General features: G+C 39.1%; 21 protein-coding genes and 1 tRNA gene. 16 read left to right on the forward strand and 6 right to left on the reverse strand.

Annotation, left to right across the window (positions count from 1 at the left end):
- Positions 1-84 (reverse strand): IS1595 family transposase (locus FJX03_02865; protein MBM3632635.1); only part of this gene is annotated, 84 nt, incomplete at its 3' end.
- 413 nt (positions 85-497) lie between these two features.
- Positions 498-3773 (reverse strand): hypothetical protein, encoded by a 3276-nt coding sequence (locus FJX03_02870; GenBank protein ID MBM3632636.1) that lies wholly within the window; start codon positions 3771-3773, stop codon positions 498-500.
- A 219-nt stretch (positions 3774-3992) separates the two neighbouring features.
- Here FJX03_02870 and FJX03_02875 point away from each other — a divergent pair, with 219 nt between their 5' ends.
- Positions 3993-4322, forward strand: a complete 330-nt coding sequence (locus FJX03_02875) for a hypothetical protein (GenBank protein MBM3632637.1) — start codon at positions 3993-3995, stop codon at positions 4320-4322.
- A 16-nt stretch (positions 4323-4338) separates the two neighbouring features.
- Positions 4339-4578, forward strand: coding sequence for a conjugal transfer protein TraD (locus FJX03_02880; protein ID MBM3632638.1), 240 nt, complete (start codon positions 4339-4341; stop codon positions 4576-4578).
- A gap of 50 nt (positions 4579-4628) precedes the next feature.
- Here FJX03_02880 and FJX03_02885 read toward each other — a convergent pair whose 3' ends face one another.
- Positions 4629-5042 carry a hypothetical protein gene (locus FJX03_02885; protein ID MBM3632639.1) on the reverse strand — a complete coding sequence of 138 codons (414 nt, stop codon included), beginning with the start codon at positions 5040-5042 and terminating at the stop codon, positions 4629-4631.
- Positions 5043-5768: 726 nt separating this feature from the next.
- On the opposite strand from FJX03_02885, the gene FJX03_02890 reads away from it, so the two are divergent.
- Together FJX03_02890 and FJX03_02895 are read left to right on the forward strand one after the other, a co-directional pair.
- Positions 5769-6581: a hypothetical protein gene (locus tag FJX03_02890; GenBank protein MBM3632640.1), complete on the forward strand. Its 813-nt coding sequence runs from the start codon at positions 5769-5771 to the stop codon at positions 6579-6581.
- A gap of 9 nt (positions 6582-6590) precedes the next feature.
- Positions 6591-7439, forward strand: coding sequence for a nucleotidyl transferase AbiEii/AbiGii toxin family protein (locus FJX03_02895; protein ID MBM3632641.1), 849 nt, complete (start codon positions 6591-6593; stop codon positions 7437-7439).
- Here the strand turns inward: FJX03_02895 and FJX03_02900 are convergent.
- Positions 7432-8604, reverse strand: coding sequence for a DUF4102 domain-containing protein (locus FJX03_02900; GenBank protein ID MBM3632642.1), 1173 nt, complete (start codon positions 8602-8604; stop codon positions 7432-7434). The two genes, FJX03_02895 and FJX03_02900, sit on opposite strands and share 8 nt — an antisense overlap.
- A 191-nt stretch (positions 8605-8795) precedes the next feature.
- Between FJX03_02900 and FJX03_02905 the strand changes: the two genes are divergently transcribed.
- A tRNA-Thr gene (locus tag FJX03_02905) sits at positions 8796-8870 on the forward strand.
- Positions 8871-8977: 107 nt separating this feature from the next.
- On the opposite strand, the gene FJX03_02910 is transcribed toward FJX03_02905, so the two are convergent.
- On the reverse strand, positions 8978-9859 hold the full coding sequence (locus tag FJX03_02910) for a hypothetical protein (GenBank protein MBM3632643.1): 882 nt from the start codon (positions 9857-9859) through the stop codon (positions 8978-8980).
- Positions 9860-10471: 612 nt separating this feature from the next.
- Between FJX03_02910 and FJX03_02915 the strand changes: the two genes are divergently transcribed.
- From FJX03_02915 to FJX03_02925, 3 genes are all read left to right on the forward strand, one after another.
- Positions 10472-10717, forward strand: coding sequence for a hypothetical protein (locus FJX03_02915; GenBank protein MBM3632644.1), 246 nt, complete (start codon positions 10472-10474; stop codon positions 10715-10717).
- 234 nt (positions 10718-10951) lie between these two features.
- Entirely contained in the window at positions 10952-12217 is a 1266-nt protein-coding gene (locus tag FJX03_02920) for a dicarboxylate/amino acid:cation symporter (GenBank protein ID MBM3632645.1), read from the forward strand.
- Positions 12218-12244: 27 nt separating this feature from the next.
- Positions 12245-13138 (forward strand): transporter substrate-binding domain-containing protein, encoded by an 894-nt coding sequence (locus FJX03_02925; protein MBM3632646.1) that lies wholly within the window; start codon positions 12245-12247, stop codon positions 13136-13138.
- 202 nt (positions 13139-13340) lie between these two features.
- Here the strand turns inward: FJX03_02925 and FJX03_02930 are convergent, their stop codons facing one another.
- A complete protein-coding gene (locus FJX03_02930) occupies positions 13341-13664 on the reverse strand; it encodes a hypothetical protein (GenBank protein MBM3632647.1) in 324 nt (107 codons plus the stop codon).
- A 275-nt stretch (positions 13665-13939) separates the two neighbouring features.
- Between FJX03_02930 and FJX03_02935 the strand changes: the two genes are divergently transcribed.
- From FJX03_02935 to FJX03_02970, 8 genes are all read left to right on the forward strand, one after another.
- Complete coding sequence (locus tag FJX03_02935) at positions 13940-15394, forward strand: hypothetical protein (GenBank protein MBM3632648.1); 1455 nt, start codon at positions 13940-13942, stop codon at positions 15392-15394.
- 60 nt (positions 15395-15454) lie between these two features.
- Positions 15455-15838, forward strand: coding sequence for a hypothetical protein (locus tag FJX03_02940; protein ID MBM3632649.1), 384 nt, complete (start codon positions 15455-15457; stop codon positions 15836-15838).
- Positions 15790-17100, forward strand: a complete 1311-nt coding sequence (locus tag FJX03_02945; protein ID MBM3632650.1) for a hypothetical protein — start codon at positions 15790-15792, stop codon at positions 17098-17100. The genes FJX03_02940 and FJX03_02945 overlap by 49 nt, the downstream gene beginning before the upstream one ends.
- Before the next feature lie 730 nt (positions 17101-17830).
- A complete protein-coding gene (locus FJX03_02950) occupies positions 17831-18832 on the forward strand; it encodes an NAD(P)-dependent oxidoreductase (GenBank protein MBM3632651.1) in 1002 nt (333 codons plus the stop codon).
- Entirely contained in the window at positions 18789-21134 is a 2346-nt protein-coding gene (locus tag FJX03_02955; protein ID MBM3632652.1) for a glycosyltransferase, read from the forward strand. The genes FJX03_02950 and FJX03_02955 overlap by 44 nt, the downstream gene beginning before the upstream one ends.
- Positions 21131-22831 (forward strand): hypothetical protein, encoded by a 1701-nt coding sequence (locus FJX03_02960; GenBank protein ID MBM3632653.1) that lies wholly within the window; start codon positions 21131-21133, stop codon positions 22829-22831. The genes FJX03_02955 and FJX03_02960 overlap by 4 nt, the downstream gene beginning before the upstream one ends.
- A complete protein-coding gene (locus tag FJX03_02965) occupies positions 22828-23844 on the forward strand; it encodes a phytanoyl-CoA dioxygenase family protein (GenBank protein MBM3632654.1) in 1017 nt (338 codons plus the stop codon). The genes FJX03_02960 and FJX03_02965 overlap by 4 nt, the downstream gene beginning before the upstream one ends.
- The gene (locus FJX03_02970; protein MBM3632655.1) at positions 23841-24677 is read left to right on the forward strand and encodes a phytanoyl-CoA dioxygenase family protein; all 837 of its coding nucleotides are present in this window, start codon (positions 23841-23843) and stop codon (positions 24675-24677) included. The genes FJX03_02965 and FJX03_02970 overlap by 4 nt, the downstream gene beginning before the upstream one ends.
- Positions 24678-24683: the final 6 nt, after the last annotated feature.

A 24683-nucleotide genomic window follows, 5' to 3' on the forward strand; every position in this document is an offset into this window, starting at 1 on the left:
AGATGCACACCGGGCAGTTGTTCCTGCAACAAAATGCTCCATTAACCGTAATTGCTTAGACCAACTTATTCGACTCTTTCTCATGCAACCCTTTATAACACTTCTTGGCGTTATCTAGGACAGCCCCAGATTTAATTAAAAATCACTATAATAAACTTTTTGCAGAACAAAAATTTACTTTTCAAAATGATGGGGAAATTTGGGAAGTGAGCGTCGCTGAGGTAGATCCCAGATTGGATATTAAAGCAATTAATGACTCCAAATTATCTTATTTTTTTAATCATACATCAGATTGGTGTATTGTTGATTTTATTATGGAAAAAAGCATAGAGTGTAAATTTGGAACCATATTGATAGACCCACAAAAAATATTAACTCTTAATTTTACTCAACAATATTGGATACCTCCAGGAATTTAAAAGAGCGTGTTCAGCCATAATGTCTCAATGCTCAGTTAAGCAACAAACTCTAGTTGGTATCTTCTTGCAATGATTACCTCAAACCTTAAGATGTTGTCTGATCTGTTCCCTTTGCATTATTTCCTGTTGTTCTTGTATTTGTTTCTCTTGCTGCATTTGAGTTTTTGATTCTGGTGTATCTCCTTGGGGCTTTTCTTTTTGAAGTTGGGCTGAGAATTCCTCATAGGCCTTGATGGAAATATCAGCAGTTGTTGGAAAACTATGGTCTTTGATGGCTTGTTCTACAAACAACTCCCCCGCGATCTTGGTGAGTTGCTCAGCCATTTTGCTGATGGTACCCTTATCGGCATCGGTTGGATTGCGTCCATATCGTTCAGAGAAGTGAAAGAACTGGCACACCGCTTGGTACTTTTCATGGTTCTCCACTTCAAACTTAGAGCGTGCTTCAGATAGCCCTTCGCTAATTTTAAACAAATCATTCGAACGCTTTTCCTCCGAATGATCAAACGAGCGATAAGGCTCTTGTGGGGGCTTTGTTTCTACTGGTTCATACAAAAATTTTGTAAGTGCTTCCTTAGCTGTGACTTTCACAGCGTTCCACAAGTCACGTCCTTGCTGTAGTTTTTGGGCTGACCACAGAATCTTCACATCGGCTTTAAGCTGTATTTGAACCTCATTTTCATTGAGATAGTCCAAGCCCGATATCTTTTCTTGAATACGCGATAGACGATCGACGTACTTCTCAGGACGCCAGAAGTCTAGGGAAGACCCAAAGACCTCAAGCGTTTGACGATGACGGCTCATACCAACATAAGTGAGATTACGATACTGTTCGTAGGACGCGAGCATCTTCACATGATCGACACTTATGCCTTGAGTTTTATGGATTGTGGTTGCCCAACCATTATCGATATAGGGATAGAGTTTAGGAGCAAATGACACAACCTTATCAGAGTCATCGGTTTTAACCGTAATGTTATTCTGATCAATCTTTACAATCGTCCCCAGTGTCCCATTCTTAACTTTTAGCCCATTATCATTCCGCGTAAATAGAAGACGGTCTCCCTCAGCAAAAGTCTTATTCTCGTATGTTTCGATCTCCTTCCCAAAATCATCGTGAGATAGGTGACAGGTCTTGTAGGTAAAATCTTTTCCTGTAACTACTCCTTGCGCACGCATCATATTGCGGGCTTGTTGGTTTAAACTCGATACATCTTTGTTTGTGAAAGCTAACATGATATGTGATTGAGAAAGGTTGGCCTCTCGACTCCTAGCCCATGCCACGATCATGGCCTGCTTCGTCTCGAGCCGCGTATCCGCCACGGTGTCATAACTCATGGGGCGCAGGGTGTTTTCGACCCGTTTGATGAGCGCTTGGTGTTGGGATGGCTCTGTGGCTTTATCATAATCATATTTAAGCGTCCGGAGATTATTCATATAAACCCCGTGGTGCTCTAATTTATCCGCATATTGGTCAAGGTTCAGAAGAATATCCTGTACGGCGTCTTGCCGGATTTTCTGCCACTCACAATGCAGAGAGATATCAGGATGATTGACATCGGTCTTTTGATCATTAATATCGCGTTGTACCTCCCTATTTATATCATTCTGCATCTCCCTCCAAATCCGCCCCGATACCTGACGCGCCAAGCAAAACCTCTCAAGCGCATCCCTTTCCTTTCCCGGGGATTCATCAATGGTTTTAAAGATGCCTTTATCCTGGTAAATCTCCAGAGCTTTTCGGGTGTTAAGACTCCCAAAGAGGCGTGTTGCATCCCGCTGCCAATCCTCTTGTTGACGAACAATGGTCTCAAGAACAGCTGGTTCTACACGGTTTGTCAACAGACGAAATGCGGGACCAGCTTCGATGGCTTGCAGCTGGTTGGCATCCCCCATGGGGACAATCTTGGCACCAGCTTGTTCAGTAATATGCAGGAGTTGGGCGAATCTTCTGCTGTCCACCATCCCAGCTTCATCAAGAACAATCACAGATTTGTTCGATACCCGTTCACGTCCTTGTTCTTGCGCCCATAAAAACTTATGGACCGTCATAGAGCGTATCCCACACTGAGCCATATTGTCGGCCGCGCGCCCTGTGGGCGCCAATCCGATGACCTTGTATCCCGCTTGTTCCCAAGCATCCTTCGCTGCTTCAAGAGACGTTGTCTTTCCCGCGCCTGCAAATCCTACCACACAAGATATTTGTTCGCTGGAGAGCATATGGCGGATGGCCTTGTGTTGATCAATACTCAATCCTCCATAGGGCTCTAGCAACTTGTTTTGAGCAGCAATCGCACTTTCCACATACACGATATCAACTGGATGTGTTCTTTGTGCTGCAAAATTTTCAGCTCTTTGTACTAGGCCCGTTTCAACGCGCAACATTTCTCGTGTTGTAAAAACTTCTTCCCCCTTATACATATCCAATTGCACCAACTCAATCGATGTCTTGAGCCGGTTATAGAGGTCTTGAAATTGCTCTGGATCATCAATATACCGATTCAAGACCTTGGCAATGTCTTTTGCTGTAAATGTGGAATGATTCGATGTGACAATGGACAATACAAGTTCCGGGTTCTTGAGAATCTTGAATTGATTCTTCAACCTCACAATATCAAACATTTCCATCTTGTCAACTTTGTGAGTGCGGTGATTCTTATCATGGGGAGACACTCCCAGCTTCGGTTGGGGTTCCAAGTCTAAATCTCTATCAATATAAGATCTATGATCTACACGAATGTCGAACCCATGCTCCCTCAAAGCAGCATTTTGATACATGGCATATTGTTCACGCCATTCTTCAACCATTTCTGTCTTATCCCAATCTCTGACTTTATGAGAGCTAAAACCTTCTTCTGTTAATGCACGCGTAGAGAGGAGTACATGACAATGAGGTTTTTCTTCCCCTGTCTTCTCATCAATCTCAAAGTGGTAATTCATGATGGCGAGCATGCCCTTGGATACACAAGTGTCATGAATATATTTTCGCGCCCATTCAATATTTTGTTCTTTGGTAAGTTCTCGAGGCAAAGAGAATTCGATCTCTCGATAGACTCTCGCATCTTTACGTTTCTCAACACCTTCAAAAATATCTGACAATTTCTGTAATGCAGTTTGACGAGACGTTTTACATTCTTCTGAAAGTTCTTGTATCCACAATGGTGCATATTTTGAAAATAATATTTCAACGTTTTCTACATTATGTTTATTTCTATAATCATAGGTTTCACCATTACCTTGATCTATCAGCATTGACGCAGATCGATAGGCAAGCGCAGAGACGCATGAACGCCCACCATTCCTTGAGAAAACCTTAACCGTGAGATGGTAATTTGCCATAACTTCATTGTACATGAATTTAACAAAATTTATAAGATATGTCGCTTGCGAATAAGCGATATTGCAACACAATGTGTAAGCGCGCACTTTGAAATTTTCAAAGAGAACGATAGAACAAAATTATATATTTTGATATACTACATACACAATAAAAGACGCAACAGGGGTGTTAGGGGATGGTATAATCCCCTAACTAAAAAACTTCTTATATAACCGATAGATAGGAGAAAAATAGTGGATCCAATCTTAGAGAAGCTTAAAGCCACAATTAACAAACTTACTGAACAACAACATCAAATTGAAGATAAATATATCGGCGTCGTCTCAAATTTGGTGAAAGATCTCACACAAAAGGGGATTGATCTTCCGGTGCTGACTGGAATGCTTTTAAATGTGGATAATATTATCCAAGACTCCTCAAGCAAAGTGGAGGCATGGCAAGTCGCCGGACAAAAATTTCTGTTCAGAGCAAAAAATAAATATGAGAAAAAAAAGCAAGCTAACTCAAAAAATCAAGCAACTCAGACAGTGCTACCACCAGAAACAGGAAAGGCAATTATATAGGAAAGGGCTCGACAGCATGAGTTTACGCAAAAGCCGAACGCGAACTCTAATACAAGCCGGTGGATTGGTGGAGAAAGCCGGACTATTGGCGATGTTAAACCTTCATTTAGGTGATGATCTTCAGAAAAATGAGTTACATTTTGATGCCGTCGCAACCCTCATAGGGGCATTTTGCGATCTTACGCAAGCGCTTCAAGAAGACGATGCACTAAAACTTTTGTGGCGTGAGAGAGGAAAGAAAGCTTTATCTTCCTAAACCCCCACATCTTAGATTCCCTATATGAAAACCCTAAACAGAGGAAAGTCTTAAAATTCTGATTCAGTTCCTTCCTCGTCAAGCGTTCCTAAAATCGTTTCCAATAGAACATACTTCATGGCGTAGCAATAATCAAAGCACCAGTTTTTAATGACCTCTGCCACATCAAGTTCAGTTGTGACAATCAATTGTTGTGGAGTTAGGTCTCCCGTATAAATCTCAATTAAGTCCAAATGGTTGATGCAGGCCTCATGCTCGATCTCGGTGCACTTGATTCGCTGATCCTCATAAAGGGCTGAGAGTCTTCTATGGGAGTAGTAGACAAAGTTCCATTTCCCTTGGCTGCGAAGGCTGTTGGGATCTAAAACTTTTATATTCTCTTGGCTATTAAAAAAATCCATAACGTCATTAAAGCTCTTGAACTTCCCAATTCTGCGGTGTTTTTCGTCAAATATTTGTATCATCGAAAATTCCATTCCTTAAAAAATAGGTTTTTGAAGCCATAGAGTATTGCTGACGTTTTTAAGGAAAAGAGAGATGTACGGGCCCGAGAGTAGGTCATGAGAAGTTCAAGACATACCCATAAAATGGCATGAGATTACCTTTGAGCCCGTGAGAGTTGCCCTTAAAAACATCAAAATAATGCTATAAACAAGCTTTGATCTTGTCCTAGCCTCGATTATTCGAATATGTTTTAAGGGGATATACCTCTGACGATGCGAGATTTATATGTTTTGAAATCTTCTCTTGCTTGGAAAAATTGCTCGTCTTGAGCTATAGTCATTTTAGCCATGATTAACTTCCTTTGCAGTTAGTTGTGGTTAGCGGCGTACGGGTGTTTCAGCATCCGTGCGTCGCGCTTAATTGAGGAAAAGAAAAAAGTTAAGTCTTACCTAGTTGATTCTTAGACCCTCTCTTGTAGATTAATTTATGAGAGAACAAGAAGCAAGAAAAATTTTGCAAAAAGTTTGCTAAAACGTTATTTCTTGTGGGTTTTATCCGTGTCATCCAAAATGAATGATACTTCTACAAAGATTCGCACTATCCTAATCCTCTATGATCTTAACCCTAGATATCATTAAATTGATATAAAAATACAGTTAATTCATCAAAAAAACGAATATGTAAGCAAAAAATATAGCAAACATATCCGAAAAGTGATATAAAATATTTATGAATTCATCAAAATAATGAATTTTGATAAAATATATGTTAATAGGTGCTCCATGACTCAAAAATCACATATCAGGCAATTGGCTCATGAATTGGGACCCACCTTTCATGTCAAAGAAGCCGCCAAGTCCCTTAATATCACCCCTAATGATGCTTCTAAAACATTGTCTCGTTGGACAAAACAGGGGTGGGTAAAGCGTGTTTGTCGTGGGCTCTATACCATAGTGCCACTGGATGCTGCCAGCCCAGATCAACCTCTTGAAAACATATGGCTTCTTGTGCCAGAAATCTTTTCACCCGGCTACATAGGAGGATGGTCAGCTGCAGAACATTGGGATTTTACGGAGCAAGTATTTCAGCACATTTGTGTTCTTTCAGAAAAAAGGACGCCAACAAACAAGCATGAATACCTCGGTGTTTCCTTTTTCATAGTTCATATTCCCAAAGAGATGAATTTTGGAACAGAAGTTGTGTGGATTGGAAGCAAGAAAGTGCTTATATCAGATCCACATAAGACGATTCTAGATATGCTCTATAGAGTGAAATTGGGTGGAGGCATTCAGCATACGATAGATTGTTTCAAGGCTTACGCAAAGAGTAGGGAATTTGATGCTTTGCGTCTTGTCTCTTATGCAAAACGAATAGGTAATGGGGTTATTTTTAAGAGACTTGGCTTCATATGTGAAAATATCCTAGGGAGTAAACATGACCTTACAAGGATATGTATGGCAGAGATCACTAAAGGTGCATCCTATATTGACCCATCCCATAAAAAAGGACGCCTAGTCCGTAGATGGCAGCTCATTGTACCGAGCACGTTACAGTTTTGAGGAATTCAAATGATAGATAAGAGAGAAATTTTGGAAGCCGCTAGAGTTGCAAAACTTAACCCCCATATTGTTGAAAAAGACTACGTCCTTGGATGGATTTTAGCTGGCATTTATCAAAACAAAACTCTGTTTGATAACTGGGTTTTTAAAGGGGGAACGTGTTTAAAGAAATGTTACTTTGATTCCTATCGTATGTCGGAAGATCTGGATTTTACCTTAAAGGATGCAGCTCATTTGGATAAGGAGTTTTTAGAGACAAACTTTGCCCAAATCAGCAAATGGATTCATAAGAATTCTGGCATTAGAATACCCGAAGAAAGACTGGAATTTGAATTCTATAAAAATCCGCGTGGGAAGCTATGTTGTGAAGGCAAAATTTTCTATAATGGTCCCATAGCACCCAAATCACCTAGACAAATCCCTCGTATTAAAATCGATCTGATGGCAGACGAATATCTTGTGGAGCCATCAGCACTAAATAAAGTTAAACATGGGTTCTCAGATGTTCTGTCAGGCAATAGTCATATACCATGTTATTCTTTTGTTGAGCTATTCGCCGAGAAAATTAGAGCGCTATCAGACCGGACACGTCCCCGAGATTTATATGATGTTATACATCTTTATCGAAGCAAAGAATCCCAGGGAATAGCTCCTGAGGTTAAAAGAGTTATGGCTCTAAAGTGTGATTTTAAGAACATAACCATCCCAACTTATAAAATACTTAGTGAACAGAAAGACTTTTGTGGTGCTGGATGGGATGACCAACTCTCTTATCAAGTCAGTGTTTTGCCAAGTTTTGAATTATATTGGGATGAGCTTTCCCAATTTTTTGACTGGCTTAATGGTGAGGTTAAGTAACGGTATAGATTTGGTCGCTAAATAGTTCCGCTGCTTGGCGCAAAGGTTCATCGGCGAGATGGGCATAGCGTTGCGTAGTTGATGCTTGTGTATGTCCTAAGAGTTTTCCAACAATACTCAGGCTGAGCCCTTTAGAAACTAAGTAAGAGGCATGTGTATGACGCAAATCATGGATACGAACGTTTTCCAATTTTGCGTCTTTGAGAACTGTTTTCCAAAAACTCTGGACCTCTTTGATTGGTTGGCCATCTACTCGTCCTGGAAAAACGTAATTATTGGGCTTAGATTTCATTTGGGCATTCATCTCCCCATGTATCTTTTTTATTTCTTGTAGAACGCTTAAAGCTTTGCCGGATAGGGGCAAATACTCAGTCTTCTTTTGCTTGGTAAGATGGGAAGGTTTTGTCCAGATTCCCTTTTCTAGATCAAATTGATTCCAGGTTGCTTGCATTACCTCACCTTTGCGAGCTCCCGTTAGTAGCAAGAATTTAAAAATATAGGCAGTTAAGTGTTGAGGATACTTATCGAGAGCCGTCCATAGACGTTGGGTCTCGTCCTCACTCAACCAACGATCACGTTTTTCTTCTTGATACTTCTGGATTCCTATTACGGGATTCTCTTTGCACCATCCCCAGGATATAGCAAGTGAGAACATTTTGGATACGAGAGCGATAACCCGGTTGGCTTGATATGGCTTTTTCCCAAGATGTTTATGAAGATCTTCAATGTCTCGACGAGTTATTGCAGTAACTTTTATGGATCCGAAAGCTGGAAGAAGATGGTTTTTTAAGAGTCTCTGATCTTCTTTGAGACTTTTGTCTCTTTTTCTAATGGCATGACGCTCAATGTAATCCTTTGCAAGGTCTGCAAAGGTCGGAAGGTTGCGAATCTGCTTGTTGGTATGTGCCAAGTCCTCTCCAAAAGTAACCTTGCTTAATTGCCTTTTTGCCAAAATCCTTGCTTCTTCAGGTGTTAATTGGCCATGAACGCCAATCTTAAGACGTTTTTGAACATGATTAGCATTCCTATATTCAATACAGTATGTTCGTCTGCCGCTTGGAAGAACAATTACCCCAAACCGTCTAACTTCGTCATCCCAAAATTTGAGGGTTTTTTTGGAATCAGGTACTATGGCGTCTATAAAACGCTTTGTTAACTTTGGCATGTCAAAATCCTTAAATTATCGGTAAGGTAGCTCTATATACCATAATATCCCTCACTTTGACATCAAAAAATTGTCGGCAAATTGTCGGCAACAGAGAGAGAATTTACGGGTATAAAGGGGTATTTTGGGGCTTTTGAGCGCACTGTATAATTCCCTTGCACGCTATAAATAAAGCCAAATTCAAGGGATTTCAAGGAATAGTGGGTTTAAACCATAACTGATTCGTAATCAGTAGGTCGGAGGTTCGATTCCTCTCTTCAGCACCAGGAATTCTGCGGATTACGAGCCATTTGAAAAAACTTAAAATAAATCCGGAAGCATATCGGAAGCAGTTGATAAGGATTGTGTCTGTTTTTGACGAAGTTATATCTGTTTATTTAAACCATTTTCCTGAAGAAATTTCTCGATCCCATGATTTAAGGGTGTTCTCGTGTTCGGCCCAAAATTTATCAAGTGTATCAAGGTTTGCTGTAAGGCAGAAGGCCTTATCCATATTGATTGAAGCGCTACCAAGAAATTCTGGCATCAATGCTGAATGCTTTATACCAAGCAAATGGGCGCTAATAAATTGAAAGAGTTGACAAATTTCTTTATGACATTGGGATATTCTATTTAGAGTAACTTTGTATGACCTCTTATTCGTGCCCTTGTCATCGTCAGCATGTGCAATGAACTTATTCACAACAGGCGCCAAATTATTACAAGAGCCAAGCTTATTAAGCATCTTTTCAACGATCTTGAAAGGTACAGTTTGTTTCCGATTTTTTACTTTTGTTAGTGTTGCTTTGCAGAGATGGTCAAATTGATTATGACGCAAGTCAGAGAGTAAGTTATTATTCAAGCCCATTGATTCAAATGGCAAGCCATTATAGCAAACATAATTTTCCCTTGTTAAAAGGTGCTGGTTCTCCGTTATATCCATAATTAATCTTCTTAATGAAATGACATCTGAGCGTGTGTCGCAAGCAAGCTTACGAATCATACTTAATTGAGATGACGCATATCCATAATTATAGGATTGGAGAAATAACCAATTAAAACCTACATTTTCGTTTGGAACATTTACTGAGAGCTCTCTTGCTAAATTTATCATTCGAAATGTGGCATCATATTGCAGCATTCTCAAAATTTGATTTACGAGAGCATTATGCGGAGCATCAAATAGCCATCTATTCCACCTTAATAGACATGCTCTATATTGTTTTAAGCTCTCTTTATCTTCTACCTCACATGATTCTATAGGGCACAAATCCATGTTTACAAAGACTCCGTTTTTAATTCTTCTTGATACTATAACGAAAATTAGGAGAAAGAGGCAGACACCATTTATTAAGTTATTTCTAACTATCGAGTTGAAAGAAAGTAACAAATTTTTTCTTGATTCTTTCAGGCACCCAACCTAAAGTAGTGGTGAGGTTTGAGATTAAGAGAAATTACGTGCTCTTCTTTGCCTCATTGTTAAGTAAGCGTGGCATCCAGGTGCTTGTAACACCTGAACGCCACTAACCACATCAACCCGTGGAGGTTAATCATGGCTAACGACACTATAGCTCATTCTGAGCGTATTTTCCAAGAACTGATCAAAAAAGATTCCCATAAGTCTGGGCCACCCGAAGTGTGTCTCTCTTAAACATGTGTGTTTGAAGGAGGCGAGGGGCTCCCTTGCTTCCTTATTCTAATCAGGGTTTATCAGGACTCAGATTTTCAGTTAAAAGGATGCTCTTGGCAAGAGCCCGGATCACATAAAGAACCAAACAAATTTACGGAAAAAAAGGCTCTGCCAAAGAGAAAACTTTACTAAAAATTAAGATTATAAATTTCATAATATCTTATAAAGAGTAACGAATGGAGTAAAAGGAGACATGGGATGTTTAATAAAAGTAAGTTCCTAGAAGTTTTCATCATTATTTTCAACCGGTCATTTTTAATATCTCCTCGTACGAGCGCTTTGAAAAGTTTCAAATCATTTGGGAATGCCGCTTCTAAATCAGCCTCTAATCTTTCTCATGCTTATAGTAGGGTCGCAGAACAATTAAAAAGTTTGAAAGTTTGGCAAGGAGAAGCCCAGGAAATATGTGACCATTTCGGTTTTAGGAAAGTATCAGCTGTATGATGAGGAAAAAAATCTTATTTCGCAAGGGAGCATTGCTCGTTATCTCCATGCTGGATGCAAGGTGCTATCCTATCGACTTTGAAAGTAGTGGAAACGATTGTAACGCAACGCAAAACTAGCATCTGGAGTTGTTTGAAAAAAGGGTAAGATTTGGTTCTATTGTCATTTTATAAGAGACTGATTTTTCAAGTTATTGCAGAGAACTTCTTTTGATTTGGATGTTTTGAGGTACGTATGAAAAACAAAACAGATGATGAGCATATATTAGTCGAATTCAAATATATTATTCTAGCAATAGTACTTGGTTCTATAGCTGGACACTTCCTAAGTGGCTTAGGTGATTATTTTGTTACAATCGGAAATAGCTATTTAGCATTAATGCAATTATGCGTAATACCAATAGTTCTCGTAACAGTTATTTCAAGTTTTGAAAAAATAATACGGCACAAGTCAAATTTCCCGAGTGTAGGTAAAATATTTTTGTTATTTATAATAGGTGCATTAATAGCGGCTCTTTGGGGGTTAGCAGTTGGATATATTGCTAAGCCTGGTCTATTGGGAGAGGAGGATAAAATTATATTAGGGAAGGCGTTGATTTCTTTTAAAGAAAACTCCTCAGTGACCTTTAATGTAGATAAAAATTCATTTATTGAATTTTTGTCAAAAATAATACCCAAAAATATATTTGAATCTTTAAGTAAGGGAAATATAGCTTCTGTTATTATATTTGGCATACTATTTGGTGTAACGTTAGGTTCATTGCCTTCCAAGTCTGCAAAATCAATGGGGAAAATTTTTGATATTATATTTGAAACATTTTATGTATTAGCAAAAAAAATAATAAGATTTTTACCTGTTGGTGTGTTCTTTATATTTTCTGGTCAAATTTCACACTTAGGTTTTTCTATCATAAAACATTTATTAATATTGATTTCAGTCATCTATCTAGCGCTTTTAATGCTTGTTATATTGTATACTTTTCTAATGCAATTTTATTACAAAGTCTCATTTTTAAAAATCATGGATGCATTAAAAGAAGCTTTGGTTGTTGGGTTTAGTACGTCAAGTAGCTTTATAGCGATGCCTATAGCTTTGAATTGTTTGCAAAGTCACCTGAAAGTTAACAAATTATTTTCAGACCTTACTTTTCCAGTCGGACTTTCCATTAGCCCTCAAGGAAGCATAGTTTTTATAGCTATTACCATTATGGCATTTTCACAAATGTTCGAGGTTGCTTTGGGATTCGAAGGATATTTAATTGCCATTATTGGTTCTGTAATTTTTGCCGCCTCATCTGTGGGAATTCCTGGGGGTGTTGTTGCATTCTATCCTATCTATTTGGCTCTTGGTATTCCCCCAGAATTAGCAATTTCAATTCTGCTGATCATAGACCCGTTTCTGGATCAGATGATAACATTGACAACAATTCATGCAAACTGTGGTGTAACAGCCATTGGAGAGAAAACCCTTAATATAAAAAATAGAGAATATACAAAATAGAGATAAAACTTATAATGTGAGAGTGTGATGTCGATGGCCAAATTATTTATGTATTTCATAGGACTATGCAATAGGGTTGCTGCATTATTTATCGCATTTTCTATTGTTTATGGTTCTGCCTATTGCTGTACAAAAGGAAATATTTCCTCTCCTCCGGATATTAAAAGAATTCTAGATAGGGGATATTTAATAGTAGCTATGTCTTCAAGCGAAAGAATTCCTTTCTTTACGGCTTCGGATCAGGGTAAAGAAGAACCTCAAGGGCTTGATATTGATCTTGCTAAAGAAATTGCTAGAAATTTAGGTGTGGAAAAAGTTGTTTTCTTAAGAGATACAAGTTCTTTTAATGATGTTGTTAACAACGTTTCAAACTGTAAAGCAGATATGGCAATTTCCAAAATAAGTTTTACCTACAATAGAGCAACAAAGGTTAAATATTCTAAAAGATATGCAACGCTCTATAAAACTCTTATAATTAATAGGACTTCTTTTCCTGAAATATCAAATATTACAGATGATGAAATTAAATCAACCTTTAATGATCCTAAAATAAGTATTGGTGTTATGCAAGGAACTTCTTATGCAGCTTTTGCTAAGCTTCTTTTCCCCAAAGCGCAAATTATACCCATGGAAAAGTGGGAGGAAATCATTGAGGCAGTCCTCAGTAAAAAAATTTCTGCGGCTTTTTGGGATGATCTAGAACTTGAAAAGTATATAGATTTAAATGCTGGTAAATATTTGTTTTTAAAATCACTAAAGTTCAAGGAAGAAAAGGATACACTTCACATTATAATGCCTTGGGATAGTCATCAATTATCTAATTTTATTGAGCTATTTATTGCTTCTAACGATATTAATTACCGCACAAAAGACATTCTCCCAACTTTGAAAAAGATACGGTCAAAGAAAGGCGGGGGATAGAAACATAAGGATATCGCTCCAATGGTCGATTGCGCCAAGGACACCCGTAGTGCCCACTTGAGTTATTCTATAAGTATTGAGCTCATGAGGAATCTGAAAATTCTCACATCCGAGCATGAATTTGCAGCCCTTTACGTGTTAGTTCAAAAGCGTGAGTTGCAATTGTATCACATGACCCCATGGCTTGCTAGGCAGAGCTCTCCTATGGAGTCGCATTTAGTTTAAAAGTAAACTTTAAAAAGTCTCTACCCAGAATAATATTTTTGGTTTTATATGACTTGTTAGGGAAAGAACTCAAGGAGTTTAAGTCCTCTGAACCAACCTCTATTCCAAAATTTTCTATTTTCACTAATTTTGGTGTTTTTTCTCTTTTTGTGAAAGGATTAGTAGTTCTATAGTGAGTAGCGTTTACCCCTTTAATCTTATCTGGATTGCCAGCTGTAGAAACTATCACTCTTAGCCCCCAATGGGGGATGATACATTGTGTATTAAGCAACTTGTTCCATTTCCCAAAACCATAGACCATAGCCTTCCTGACCTCATAAGGAAAGATAACAAGTGATGCTTGAAAAACAAATTCTTTTGATCTGTTCTGGGAGAATATGCTCAGTATGAGCTAAGATGCTTTTAGCCATAATTAACCTCCACGGGTTGATTGTGGTTAGTGGGGTGTAAGTGTTAGTAGCACTTTGGCTCCACCTTTACTTATTTTGAAGTTATGTGTCGTGTCGTTTTGACATCTTCTCTATGAACTCCTAAACTGTAATATCTAAACTGTAATAAATCAATTTTAGCTTAATCATGGAGCCCGTCATGTTGCGTTACATATACTTATTATTTTTTGCGGTTAGTGTTACCGCTATGCACGCCTCTGAAGAAGGGGGAAGGCGGGATTCTGCCTATGTACCTCTTAATGCAACGCGATTGGTAACGGATGCAGATCATACTCGATTTCTAAAGGATACCCTCGCAACGGCAACAAACACGGTCATGATTTCCACCTACAATGTTTCCCCTAAGAGACTCTTTGGGGAAGGTATAGGGCAGGCTATCATAGATGTGGCTGAACGTGGAGTGGCCGTATATATCTATTATGAAAATCGACCCTTCTATTCAAAACAAGATTTTGCAGATTTACAAACAGTAGCTTCTTGTTGTGCCAAATTTGAAGAAAACGCAAATCACTCCAAGTGCGTTGTAAAAGATAAATCTCTTGTCGCTATTGGATCTCATAATTGGCTCTCTGATACCCGAGAGAGTTCATCAAACGGAACTTTGGTTGTTACAGGCGGGTTAGCACTTGGGCTTGTTAACGATGTGTGGCAGGGGATTCGCTTTTACCAAAGTTTAGAATATGGTAACGAACTTGGATTAAAAAAGTTCTTGGGTGATAGAGATGCCTTTTCTACAGGGGAGTATCAATTTGCAACAGGACAGTTTCTTTATACTCTAAGAACACCAGAAGCTCATGGTATACTTTTGAATGAAGCCCTTGAAAAAGCAGAAGGGAGAGTTTTGTTATTTTCTCCTTTTATAAGGCTTCAGAAGCTCCGGGCGACATTCTCTGGGCAGGTACTTAGTAAGCTTGAGCAAAGGGGTGTTGCCATCAAGCTGATTACCCTTCCTTCCCCTTGTGATCGTGTCCCAGGAGAACAGAAAGACATCTTTTCCGAATTAGATGGATTATCTGTACTCTATCCGAATTTTTCCTATATGACGCACTCTAATTTTCATGCAAAAACCCTTATTGCGGGGAATCTCATCTGTGAAGGTTCTTTCAATTGGCTCTCAGCTGTGACTCAAATTGACCATGTTGCCAATAACTTTGAGATGTCCGTTGCTTTAAGAGGGGATATTGCGTGTGAATTAATTCGTTCCTTTGAAGCAACTAATTTTGGAAAACTCGTTTTAGCAAAGCCCGTGGCAATCCCACACTCACCTTTTCTAGTCCAATCTCGAATTGAGAAGGGGTCTCAGCAACAGCTGCCAGCAGAAAAGAAAGCCTCTAGAGTGCGAGATGCATCTGATGTAGATGAACAACCCGCTGAGCAAAGGAAAAAAAGCAGAACTGTGCAAGCGCAAGTTCCTGTAACTTTTGAGAGGGAGATTAGAGTTTTTTCAGGTGAAAAATTTGGTAAAGCTGGGTTCTGTGTCCGTTTTAACAGAGGTGACTATCTGAAAGAAGGAAAGGATACACTTTATTTTGAAACACCTGATGTAGCTAAGCAAGCTGCTTATGATTTCTGGAAGAAGTAAAAAACAATGAAAAAATGCATGTGGATCCTTTTAGTATTTTGTTCACTAAGCAGCTCTGCTATGGCTGCACAGCAACCGGAGATTTCAATATCTGGTCCTGAAGGGGCTTCAAGTAAACCCAAGGAAAGCTTTCTCCTTGTGCGAGAAAAATTTTCAAATTCACAAGACATTGACTACGATGGCTTGGAAGACCACATTCATTATAAATTTAGTAACAGAGAATTGTTGAGGGATGCTCTTTACCCATTAGTTCCAAAGAGACTGAACGCAGCTAAGCTAAAGTTTGAGCATCTTGAATTTGTGGGTGACTCTGTTCTGGGGCTTATCATAAGAGAACGGCTGGTTACTTTATTTCCCAGGGAAGAACGAGGAATTCTAGCCGAATTATATAGCTTATACGTCTATGGACTGATAGGCCCACATATGAGGTATGTGTTAAAGTAAATGCAGATAGAGTACCAAGCTTTTCTGCAATTGTTTCAGGTGCCCAAATTGGAAGAGTTTTGCAAGGGGAGGGGAATACAAGTCAAGAAGCTGAAGAAGAGGCGGCACGTAATGCTCTCAACTTTCTTGCGAAAAGAGAGTTATTGCAAAAAAAGAATCAAGAAATAGTCCCCAAGACATTTAGGACGCGCCTGAAAGAGTATCTTGATATATTAAACTATAATTGGGAATTTGAAAATGTGACGCCGCAAAGCCTTTTTAGAGTGCAGATAAAGTTTAAAGGTCGGGTTATTAGTGAAGGTACCGGAAGCTCTCAAGAGGAAGCTAAAACAATGGCTGTACAACAGGCCTGTCATTTTTTTGAAACGACCTCAATTTCTCATGAGGACGGACTTCAAGGGGGGAAAAGTTATAGAATTTTATTGAAAGAATTTTTTGAGCTTTCAGGGCATTCAAATTATAAAATTGGTGAACCCATACTTTCTCAAGGCGCCTATAATTGCCAAATTGAAGTGGATGGTATTGTTGTTGCAACCGGCGCAGGTCCTAGTAAAGTTGATGCAAGAGAAGACGCTGCAAAGAAAGCCTTCTTATTTTTAAGGCAAGAGAAGGCCTCAAAGTTTAGCCCATTGTTACAATTGTTTTTAAAGTTGGAAGGGCTTGATCGTTGTGAGTTTAATAATATCACTTCGTGCCAACCTTTCTTATACAGAGTCATTGAAGGGGATAAAGTTATTTGCGAAGGAACTGGTCCTTCAAAGATTGAAGCTAAAGAAAATGTTGCACGTGAAGCATATTTTCTCCTCATAAAATTAGAAACAGAGAAAACCGAGTGCCGTGAAAAGTTGAAAATTGGTGTGCGACCAAAGCCTCCCGCTTCAAGGGTCCCAGCTCCAATAAAACATCCTTTATTAGACTCAAGTTCATCCGTGACAACTGCCTCTCAAAATCCTTCCGGTTCGGGTGCTATTTCTTCAGGAGAAGCCCCAATTTTAAGTTCTACATCTACTTCCTCTTCCTCTTCCTCTCCCTCTCCCTCTCCCTCTAAGCAGGGTCAAGATGGAAGCACTCGTAAAAAAAATATAAGGAAACGTACAGGAAAAGCTGCGCAGTCACAAGAAAGACCAAAACTTGATGAGCGGGCCAAATCCTCTGCCTCCAAATTGCCATCGCCCAAAGCATCTGCTGGAGGAAAACCTCCTTCTTTTTCTGCTCCAAATTTATCTCAAATACCAATCCCGAGGGATGGTTCTGCAAAATAGATTCCAAAAAGCAGTTCAGCTAAAAAATAAGATGTTAAAAAGCCAACTAGAAGTTTGGATGATTACTAACTGTTTACCAAATCAGAAATAAAGTTCTTAGATTTATTAGAGAATACCTAAGTGACTTTAATGCTAAATAATTATAGTTTTTTCTTTACCGCATTTAACCCCATAAACCATTCTGCGAAATCTTTATCCACCTTGTTCAGTCCTTTTCGGAGGGAGTTGAGGTAGGTTTCTTCAACGCAAGTTAATGCTTGATGGTGCCCAATTACATTTTAGGATAATCAACTTACAAATTATATTCATGCCCCCCTTTTATTTTCACAAGTGTTCTAAAAGGAATATCAGCTTCGATTTTTTCCCAAGTTATTACATATTTAACTGGAAGGCTTTGTCGAGAAATCGTGTCTTCTAGAACCTCTCAATATAAATCTTGGTGACGATCTGCAGAAAGATTCCAACTGTTTAGAAAGCGCAACCATGCTCATTGCGCGTTTTCAGAAATCATGGATCGATTATATGAAGAAGAAACTGTAGTTCAAAAATGATCTGACTTGTGAAAGGAAAAAAGATGTTGGGGAAGTAATTAGGTAGCCATAAATAATCCGCATGTGACTTCATGTCACTGATAGATAACTTAGTTACTAAGGGGATATAATATTTTTTTTAAAAAAGGAGATTCCCTTTATCTAATAGGCCCCCTATTATTCAAATCTATTTTTAATTTATGTTGCGTGGGTTGATCTTGAAAATTTTGCTGACCGGGTGTGAAGGTCTTATAGGTAATGCCTTAAAGGATGCTCTTCTTAACCAAAATATCTTTGTGCAAGGATTTGATCATAAGTGGCCTCGTGTGCATCCAGACTATGGTGATATTTTAGATTCAACGAAATTGGATCAGGCCGCAAACAATTGTGATGGTATTATACATCTTGCAGCAGTTTCACGCGTGATCTGGGGCGAAAAAGACCCGGATCTATGTTGGAGGACCAATTTTGAAGGGACTCAAAACATATTAAAATGTGCGTCTAATTCGCTTAAGCGTCCCTGGGTTCTTTATGCAAGCAGTCGTGAAGTATATGGTAATCAAGATGTACTGCCGGTTAAGGAAACCGCTGATTTAAAACCTGTTAATATTTATGGTCGTTCAAAGAGTGCAGCCGAAGAGGTAATTCTTGAAGAGCGCGATAGAGGTTTAAATACAGCTATAATAAGGTTTTCAAATGTATATGGATCTATAAATGACCACCAAGACCGTGTTATTCCGGCATTTTGTATTGCGGCTGCTACAGGTCAAAACTTAAAAGTGGAGGGATCTCAAAACACATTCGATTTTACTCACGTTAGAGATGTTGTTGCTGGATTATTAAAAATTGTAGAAAAACTCTCCCAAGGGAATCAAAATCTTCCCCCCTTTCACTTTACGACAGGTCGCGCCACAAGTTTGAGAGAGGCCGCAAGGATAGCTAATAAGGCAGGGGGAAACAAATCAGAAATAATTGAGGCCCCTAGTCGTTCCTTTGATGTATCAAATTTTTGTGGAGATGCTACGCAAACAATGGACTTATTGAATTGGCGACCGACGATTTCTCTTGAAGAGGGGATAAGCCAACTTCTCCACAATTATTCAAAAGATTTGGGTATAGCACAAAAAATGAACACTCATGTAAAAGGAGGGCATTCGGATGAAAATACTCAAAGTAATTCACGGCTATCCTCCACGATATAATGCGGGTTCTGAGGTTTATAGCCAGACCCTTTGTCAAGGGTTAGCGGATGCTCATGAAGTGCATGTGTTTACCCGCCAAGAGAATAATTTTGAGCCCGATTATAAACTTCACACAGAAATAGATCCCTCTGACCCCAGAATCCTTCTTCATGTTATTAATATGCCAAAAACACGCAATCAAACTCGTTATCGACACGAGGAAATTGACCGCCTTTTTTCTGACCTACTTACCAGGATTCAGCCCGATGTAATTCATATAGGGCATTTGAATCACCTTTCGACCTCAATTCTTGAGGGAGTTAAAAAAAAGAATATCCCTCTAATCTATACATTGCATGATTACTGGCTTATGTGTCCTCGCGGGCAGTTTATTCAAAGAAATTCAGAAATTCCTTGGCAAATATGTGATGGTCAAGATGATGAAAAATGTGCTCAAAAATGCTTTAAGGGGTTCTTTTCGGGTGCATCAAATGAAGCAGAAACAGATCACGAGTATTGGACAAGATGGGTCGGAAATCGCATGGACCACATTCGGGCAATTGCCCCTCTTGTTGATTGCTTTATTGCTCCCTCTCAATACCTTTTAGAACGCTATCGGGATGATTTTGGTCTTGAGGAAAGCAAACTTGTTTATATGGATTATGGATTTGATTGTGACCGATTAAAAGGACGAATCCGCAAAGAAGGAGAACCATTTGTTTTTGGTTACATTGGCACTCACATTCCCGCCAAAGGTATTCAAAATCTTATTCACGCTTTTAGCCACATTAAATATGAATGTAAGCTTCGTATTTGGGGTCGTCCTCGAGAAGAAACACAGAACTTAAAAAACATAATTTCTACATTTCCAATGAACATTCAAGATCGGATTGAATGGAAAACTGAATACAGAAATCAAGAGATTGTCACTGATGTATTTAACCATGTTGATGCTATAGTTGTTCCCTCTATCTGGGTTGAAAATTCCCCCCTAGTGATTCATGAAGCTTTACAGGTTAGGTTGCCAGTTATTACAGCAGATGTTGGGGGGATGAGTGAGTATGTGCATCATGAAAAGAATGGCTTGCTGTTTGCCCATCGAGATTCGGTGAGTCTCGCGCATCAAATGGAAAGACTTGTAAAAAATCCCAAGTGGGCTATAGAACTCGGGAAAAAAGGTTACATACAATCGACCACGGGAAACATCCCAGAAATCAAAACTCATATAAAGAATGTTGTGTCTCTCTATTACAAAACTCTAGAAGAAAAAGGCAAAAGCATGGCTAAAAAACCAGGACCATGGCGGATTACTTTTGATACAAACCCAGATCACTGCAATTTCAAGTGTGTAATGTGTGAGTGTTTTTCTCCCCATAGCAATGTAAAGAAGGAACGCGTAGCGGCTGGAATTCCAAAGCGGGAGATGAGCATAGATCTTATTCGGAAAATTCTTGAGGAATCACGAGGTTCCCCTCTTCGAGAAATTATCCCCTCTACAATGGGAGAACCTCTTCTTTATCAAGATTTTGAGCAAATTATCGATATGTGCCAGGAGTTTGGTGTTAAACTCAATCTAACCACAAATGGATCATTTCCGCGTAAAGGAGCCGAGGAGTGGGCCAAACTGTTAGTCCCTGTTTGCTCAGATATAAAAATTTCTTGGAATGGGGCCACGAAAGAAACACAAGAAAAAATTATGATCGGCTCTCAATGGGAGCGTGATTTTGGTAACCTTAAAACCCTAATTCGTATTCGAGACGAACATGCAGAACAAGGTAAAAATTGGTGCCGCATTACTCTTCAATTAACCTTTCTTGGAACAAATGTGGATGAGCTTGCGGATATTGTTCGTCTAGGACTTTCTCTTGGGGTCGATCGAATTAAAGGTCACCATCTATGGGCTCACTTTAAAGAAATCAAAACACTTTCAATGCGCCACAATGCAGAAGCGATTGCGCGTTGGAATATAGCAGCACGAAAAGCTCTTGAGGTAGCAGCAACACAATTACTCCCTAATGGAAAACATATTTTGCTTGAGAATATATACCCTCTTGAGGAAAATGCGACAGTAAATTTATTGCCTGAAGGGGTTTGTCCGTTTCTTGGAAAAGAAGCATGGGTTAATACAGAAGGGCGGTTTAATCCTTGTTGTGCGCCAGATCAAGAACGCTTAAGTCTCGGAGAGTTTGGTAACCTGAATGAGAATACCATGGAAGAAATTTGGCAAGACTCGGCCTATCAAGACTTGCGCCAGAATTACCTTAAACATTCATTATGTATAGGCTGTAATATGAGGAAACCTGCGGAATCATTCGTTGCATGAATAAAGCTCTCGTAAGAAATATGGAACCATACTCCTTATGGAAACAAACAACAGTATCTGGTTGTGAAACTCACCATTGTATGGATGAAGTGCCTTGTTACGAAAAAAGATTTGATAATGTGCTCAAATTTCATGAGCCAGGTTACGCGCCGGTTAAGGATAAAACCGGCAGTTATCATATCGACATATTCGGGAATCCTATCTATGATCAGCGATTTTTAAGGACTTTTGGCTTTTATGAAGGGTTTGCAGCTGTTGAAACAGAGTTAGGATGGTTCCACATTTTACCAAATGGTAACCCTGTTTATGGAGAACGATATACTTGGTGTGGGAACTTTCAAGAAGGGTTCTGCCCTGTTAGAGATCAAGTAGGAAACTATTTTCATATCAATAGAAATGGTCTACGCCCTTATATTCAGAACTATCGATACGTGGGTGACTTTAAAGACGCAATAGGTGTGGTTTGCCGAGATGATGGCACAAGTAGCCACATTGATGCCGCAGGCAACTTTATCCATTCTCATTGGTACTTGCAACTTGATGTATTTCATAAAGCGTTTGCACGAGCAAAAGATGAGCGGGGGTGGGTTCATATCAAAAAGGATGGATCACCCGCTTATTCAAATCGGTTTTTAAACATAGAACCCTTTTACAATGGGCAGGCCCATGTTGAAGACTTTGAGGGGAATCTTCTCGTTATCGATGAAGAAGGTCAAACGATAAGAGAAATTTTTAAATCCCAGAAAAACTATATTGGCAGTCTTTCAGGAGATCTTGTGGGGTTTTGGAAATCGGAAACCATAAAGCTTGCTGTGGAGTTAAACCTTTTAGATAGTTTGCCGGGGTCATTAGAAGAAATTGCAGCAAGGGACTTGATGCCTAAACAAAACCTGGAGAGGTTTTTACGAGCCCTTTGGGAAACGGGAATTCTTGAAAAACAAGATAAACAGTGGAATCTAACTGAAAAGGGGAAGCTGCTTGTTCCCAAGAATCAGGCATTTATGGCATCCGCATGTCTCATGTGGCCGCAAGTCCAAAAAGTATGGGCTGGTCTAAAAGAGAAATTAACTACGAAAGAAATCTTTCACCATCCGACGTTTAAAGAAGTAACAACTGATGAAGAATCTTTACAAGTATTTCGCCTTGCTTTGAAAGGGTACGCTGAAGAAGATTTTTCTGATATTTCTACTTGGCCCCTTTGGGAAAGGTATTCAACTATTTTAGGGCTTGGTCAAACCGCAATTACTGTCCTTACTGACATTCTTGTAGCACATCCATCACTTAAAGGAATTATCCTCAATGAAAATTGTCCCCTTTATCATGTTAAATTGGAAGATTCCATAAAACCAAGGCTTCAACAAATTTTCAATACGCTGGATAAGCCCTGGAATGTGAAAGCGGATGTTGTTTTGCTGCCAAGGTTTATGCATTATTTCCCGGACGAAGAAGTTCGTCAAATTTTACCCCGTGTTTATGATGTTTTGTCCTCTCAGGGGAAACTATACCTTTTTGAAATGTTTCTTGATCCTTTACAGCCAGCCGGAGGCTTATTAGATTTGAATATGTTGGTAGAATCAGGCGGAAGATTGAGGACTTTGTCACATTGGAAAAAGCTTTTATCTGAGGCTGGCTTTTTTATTGAAAGCTATCAATCACTAAAACCTCATTTACAGCTTGTTGTTGGAACAAAATCATGAGTGAGTTTCATACCATTAATCACCAGGGTATTACGCAAAAATTTCATGAAGAAGGTTATGCTGTTGTCAAGCGGGTTATATCAAGAAAAACTGCTGTAGATTTAAGACAAATAATAGAGCTTAAAATAGATTCCTGTGCGCAACAGTTGGGATGCCTAAAAGAAGACTACTTAACATCAGTCAGTAGGTGGGTGGACCCTTCTCCTGTAACAGCTGCTGTAAGTCGCGTTGTTTTAGAAATATTGCGTCAAGCAGCACACAAATTGATCAAAAGACCTGTTCACCTAAAAAAAATGAATGTTATTTGCAAGAATGCACATTGCACGGGGGCTGTCCCTTATCACCAAGATATTTCTTATTCTCCACAAGATCCGTACGAGTTTTCAATGTGGGTGGCTCTTAATGATATAACAGAGGACTCTTCTCCTTTAGAAGTTATCCCTGAAAGTCATTTGCTGCCTCTTCAACCCGCTGTTGATTTTTGGTCTCCCCATTATGAACCGAATGTTTCCTTAAAGCTTCGTGCTAAAAAACTTATTTTAGAGGCAGGAGATGCTGTCTTTTTTGATTCTCGCCTGTGGCATGGAAGTGGAATAAATAAAGACCTATTATCCCGTTATGCTTTAGCCGCACGATGGTCGAGTGAAGATTGGAAATTTAATCAACCCATTCCTGCTATACAGCCAAACTTTTTTGGCTTATGGACGAGCGGTAAAATGACGGAGGATCTTTTGGCGGAGGGCTTAAGCGTTCTTTTTAAAAGATCAGAGACTGACTTTATTAAACTCCTTGATGTATGGATGCAATGTTTACAAGAGAATTCATTACCTTTTTGGGTTGATATTATTAGGGCTCTTGCATCCTTTAAGGATCTCAAAATTCTCCATTTGGCTCATATCCATCATAATGGGGGTGACGCGGTAGGAACAGTTTATAGAAATATTTGGGAGATGTTTTTATCTCCTCTTAAAGATTATGTATCAGCTATAGAAATGGAAAGGAATCTACAATGACTCAATTAAAAGAAGAATTTCAAAAGCAAGGCTTTGTTATTATCCCAAAGGCATTAGAGCCCTCGTTAGTCCAACAATTAATCGAAGCCACAGATCGTACACTGAATAATGAGAAATTTTCTTATGACCTTTTGAAAATCAATAAGAGTCAGCACATTCATAAAGCTAAATATATGTTTGAAAAAGAAGAAATTTTTCTCAAAACTTTGGTGCACGATTCATTACTTTCCGTTGTTCTTGAGTTTATTGATGATCCGCAAATGGTTGTTCCTACTTGGGAGGATATGCTCATTAAGATTCCCAATGAGGGGATCCCGGTTAACGTTCACCAGGATTTGGCCCTTCAATCGGTGAAAAGCAATGTATTTAGTCTTGCGATTTACCTACATGATTCCCATCATAATCCGGTTTACTATTTACCGGAGAGCCATAATATGGGGCATCTCACACGAGATGCATTATATGAAGTCTATCATAAGTACAAAGATGACTTTGTCCCCTTAAATGTGAAAGCCGGTGATATAACGGTCCATAATGTAAAGACAGTCCACTATTCTGATGAGAATATAACACCTTATCCTCGGTATACCTGGTATCTAGAGTTTCGGACTGTGGAGCAACTTCTCAATGATAGTCCATGGGACGCTGAATGGATTAATCGACGTCGAGCAATTTGGGTTAGCGCTTTAAAAAATTACAAGAATGGAATAGATGAGCTTATACCAGATTATGAGGATCTGAAAGAATATATGAATCCTCTACAGTTGCGTATTTCTCATACCAATGAGAAAGTTCAGTATGACATGGAAAGTCCTTATAACCATTTTATTTGATGTGAA

It is taken from the genome of Alphaproteobacteria bacterium (assembly GCA_016870095.1).
Lineage (GTDB): Bacteria > Pseudomonadota > Alphaproteobacteria > Paracaedibacterales > VGCI01 > VGCI01.

Coding starts and splice junctions, on each gene's coding strand:
- FJX03_02965 (MBM3632654.1), top strand. CDS start 22,828: ATGAGTGAGTTTCATACCATTAATCACCAGGGTATTACGCAAAAATTT.
- FJX03_02935 (MBM3632648.1), top strand. CDS start 13,940: ATGGAGCCCGTCATGTTGCGTTACATATACTTATTATTTTTTGCGGTT.
- FJX03_02880 (MBM3632638.1), top strand. CDS start 4,339: ATGAGTTTACGCAAAAGCCGAACGCGAACTCTAATACAAGCCGGTGGA.
- FJX03_02885 (MBM3632639.1), bottom strand. CDS start 5,042: ATGATACAAATATTTGACGAAAAACACCGCAGAATTGGGAAGTTCAAG.
- FJX03_02910 (MBM3632643.1), bottom strand. CDS start 9,859: ATGGATTTGTGCCCTATAGAATCATGTGAGGTAGAAGATAAAGAGAGC.
- FJX03_02890 (MBM3632640.1), top strand. CDS start 5,769: ATGAATTTTGATAAAATATATGTTAATAGGTGCTCCATGACTCAAAAA.
- FJX03_02960 (MBM3632653.1), top strand. CDS start 21,131: ATGAATAAAGCTCTCGTAAGAAATATGGAACCATACTCCTTATGGAAA.
- FJX03_02940 (MBM3632649.1), top strand. CDS start 15,455: ATGGCTGCACAGCAACCGGAGATTTCAATATCTGGTCCTGAAGGGGCT.
- FJX03_02930 (MBM3632647.1), bottom strand. CDS start 13,664: ATGGTCTATGGTTTTGGGAAATGGAACAAGTTGCTTAATACACAATGT.
- FJX03_02955 (MBM3632652.1), top strand. CDS start 18,789: ATGAAAATACTCAAAGTAATTCACGGCTATCCTCCACGATATAATGCG.
- FJX03_02870 (MBM3632636.1), bottom strand. CDS start 3,773: ATGTACAATGAAGTTATGGCAAATTACCATCTCACGGTTAAGGTTTTC.
- FJX03_02925 (MBM3632646.1), top strand. CDS start 12,245: ATGTCGATGGCCAAATTATTTATGTATTTCATAGGACTATGCAATAGG.
- FJX03_02900 (MBM3632642.1), bottom strand. CDS start 8,604: ATGCCAAAGTTAACAAAGCGTTTTATAGACGCCATAGTACCTGATTCC.
- FJX03_02970 (MBM3632655.1), top strand. CDS start 23,841: ATGACTCAATTAAAAGAAGAATTTCAAAAGCAAGGCTTTGTTATTATC.
- FJX03_02915 (MBM3632644.1), top strand. CDS start 10,472: ATGTTTAATAAAAGTAAGTTCCTAGAAGTTTTCATCATTATTTTCAAC.
- FJX03_02895 (MBM3632641.1), top strand. CDS start 6,591: ATGATAGATAAGAGAGAAATTTTGGAAGCCGCTAGAGTTGCAAAACTT.
- FJX03_02920 (MBM3632645.1), top strand. CDS start 10,952: ATGAAAAACAAAACAGATGATGAGCATATATTAGTCGAATTCAAATAT.
- FJX03_02950 (MBM3632651.1), top strand. CDS start 17,831: ATGTTGCGTGGGTTGATCTTGAAAATTTTGCTGACCGGGTGTGAAGGT.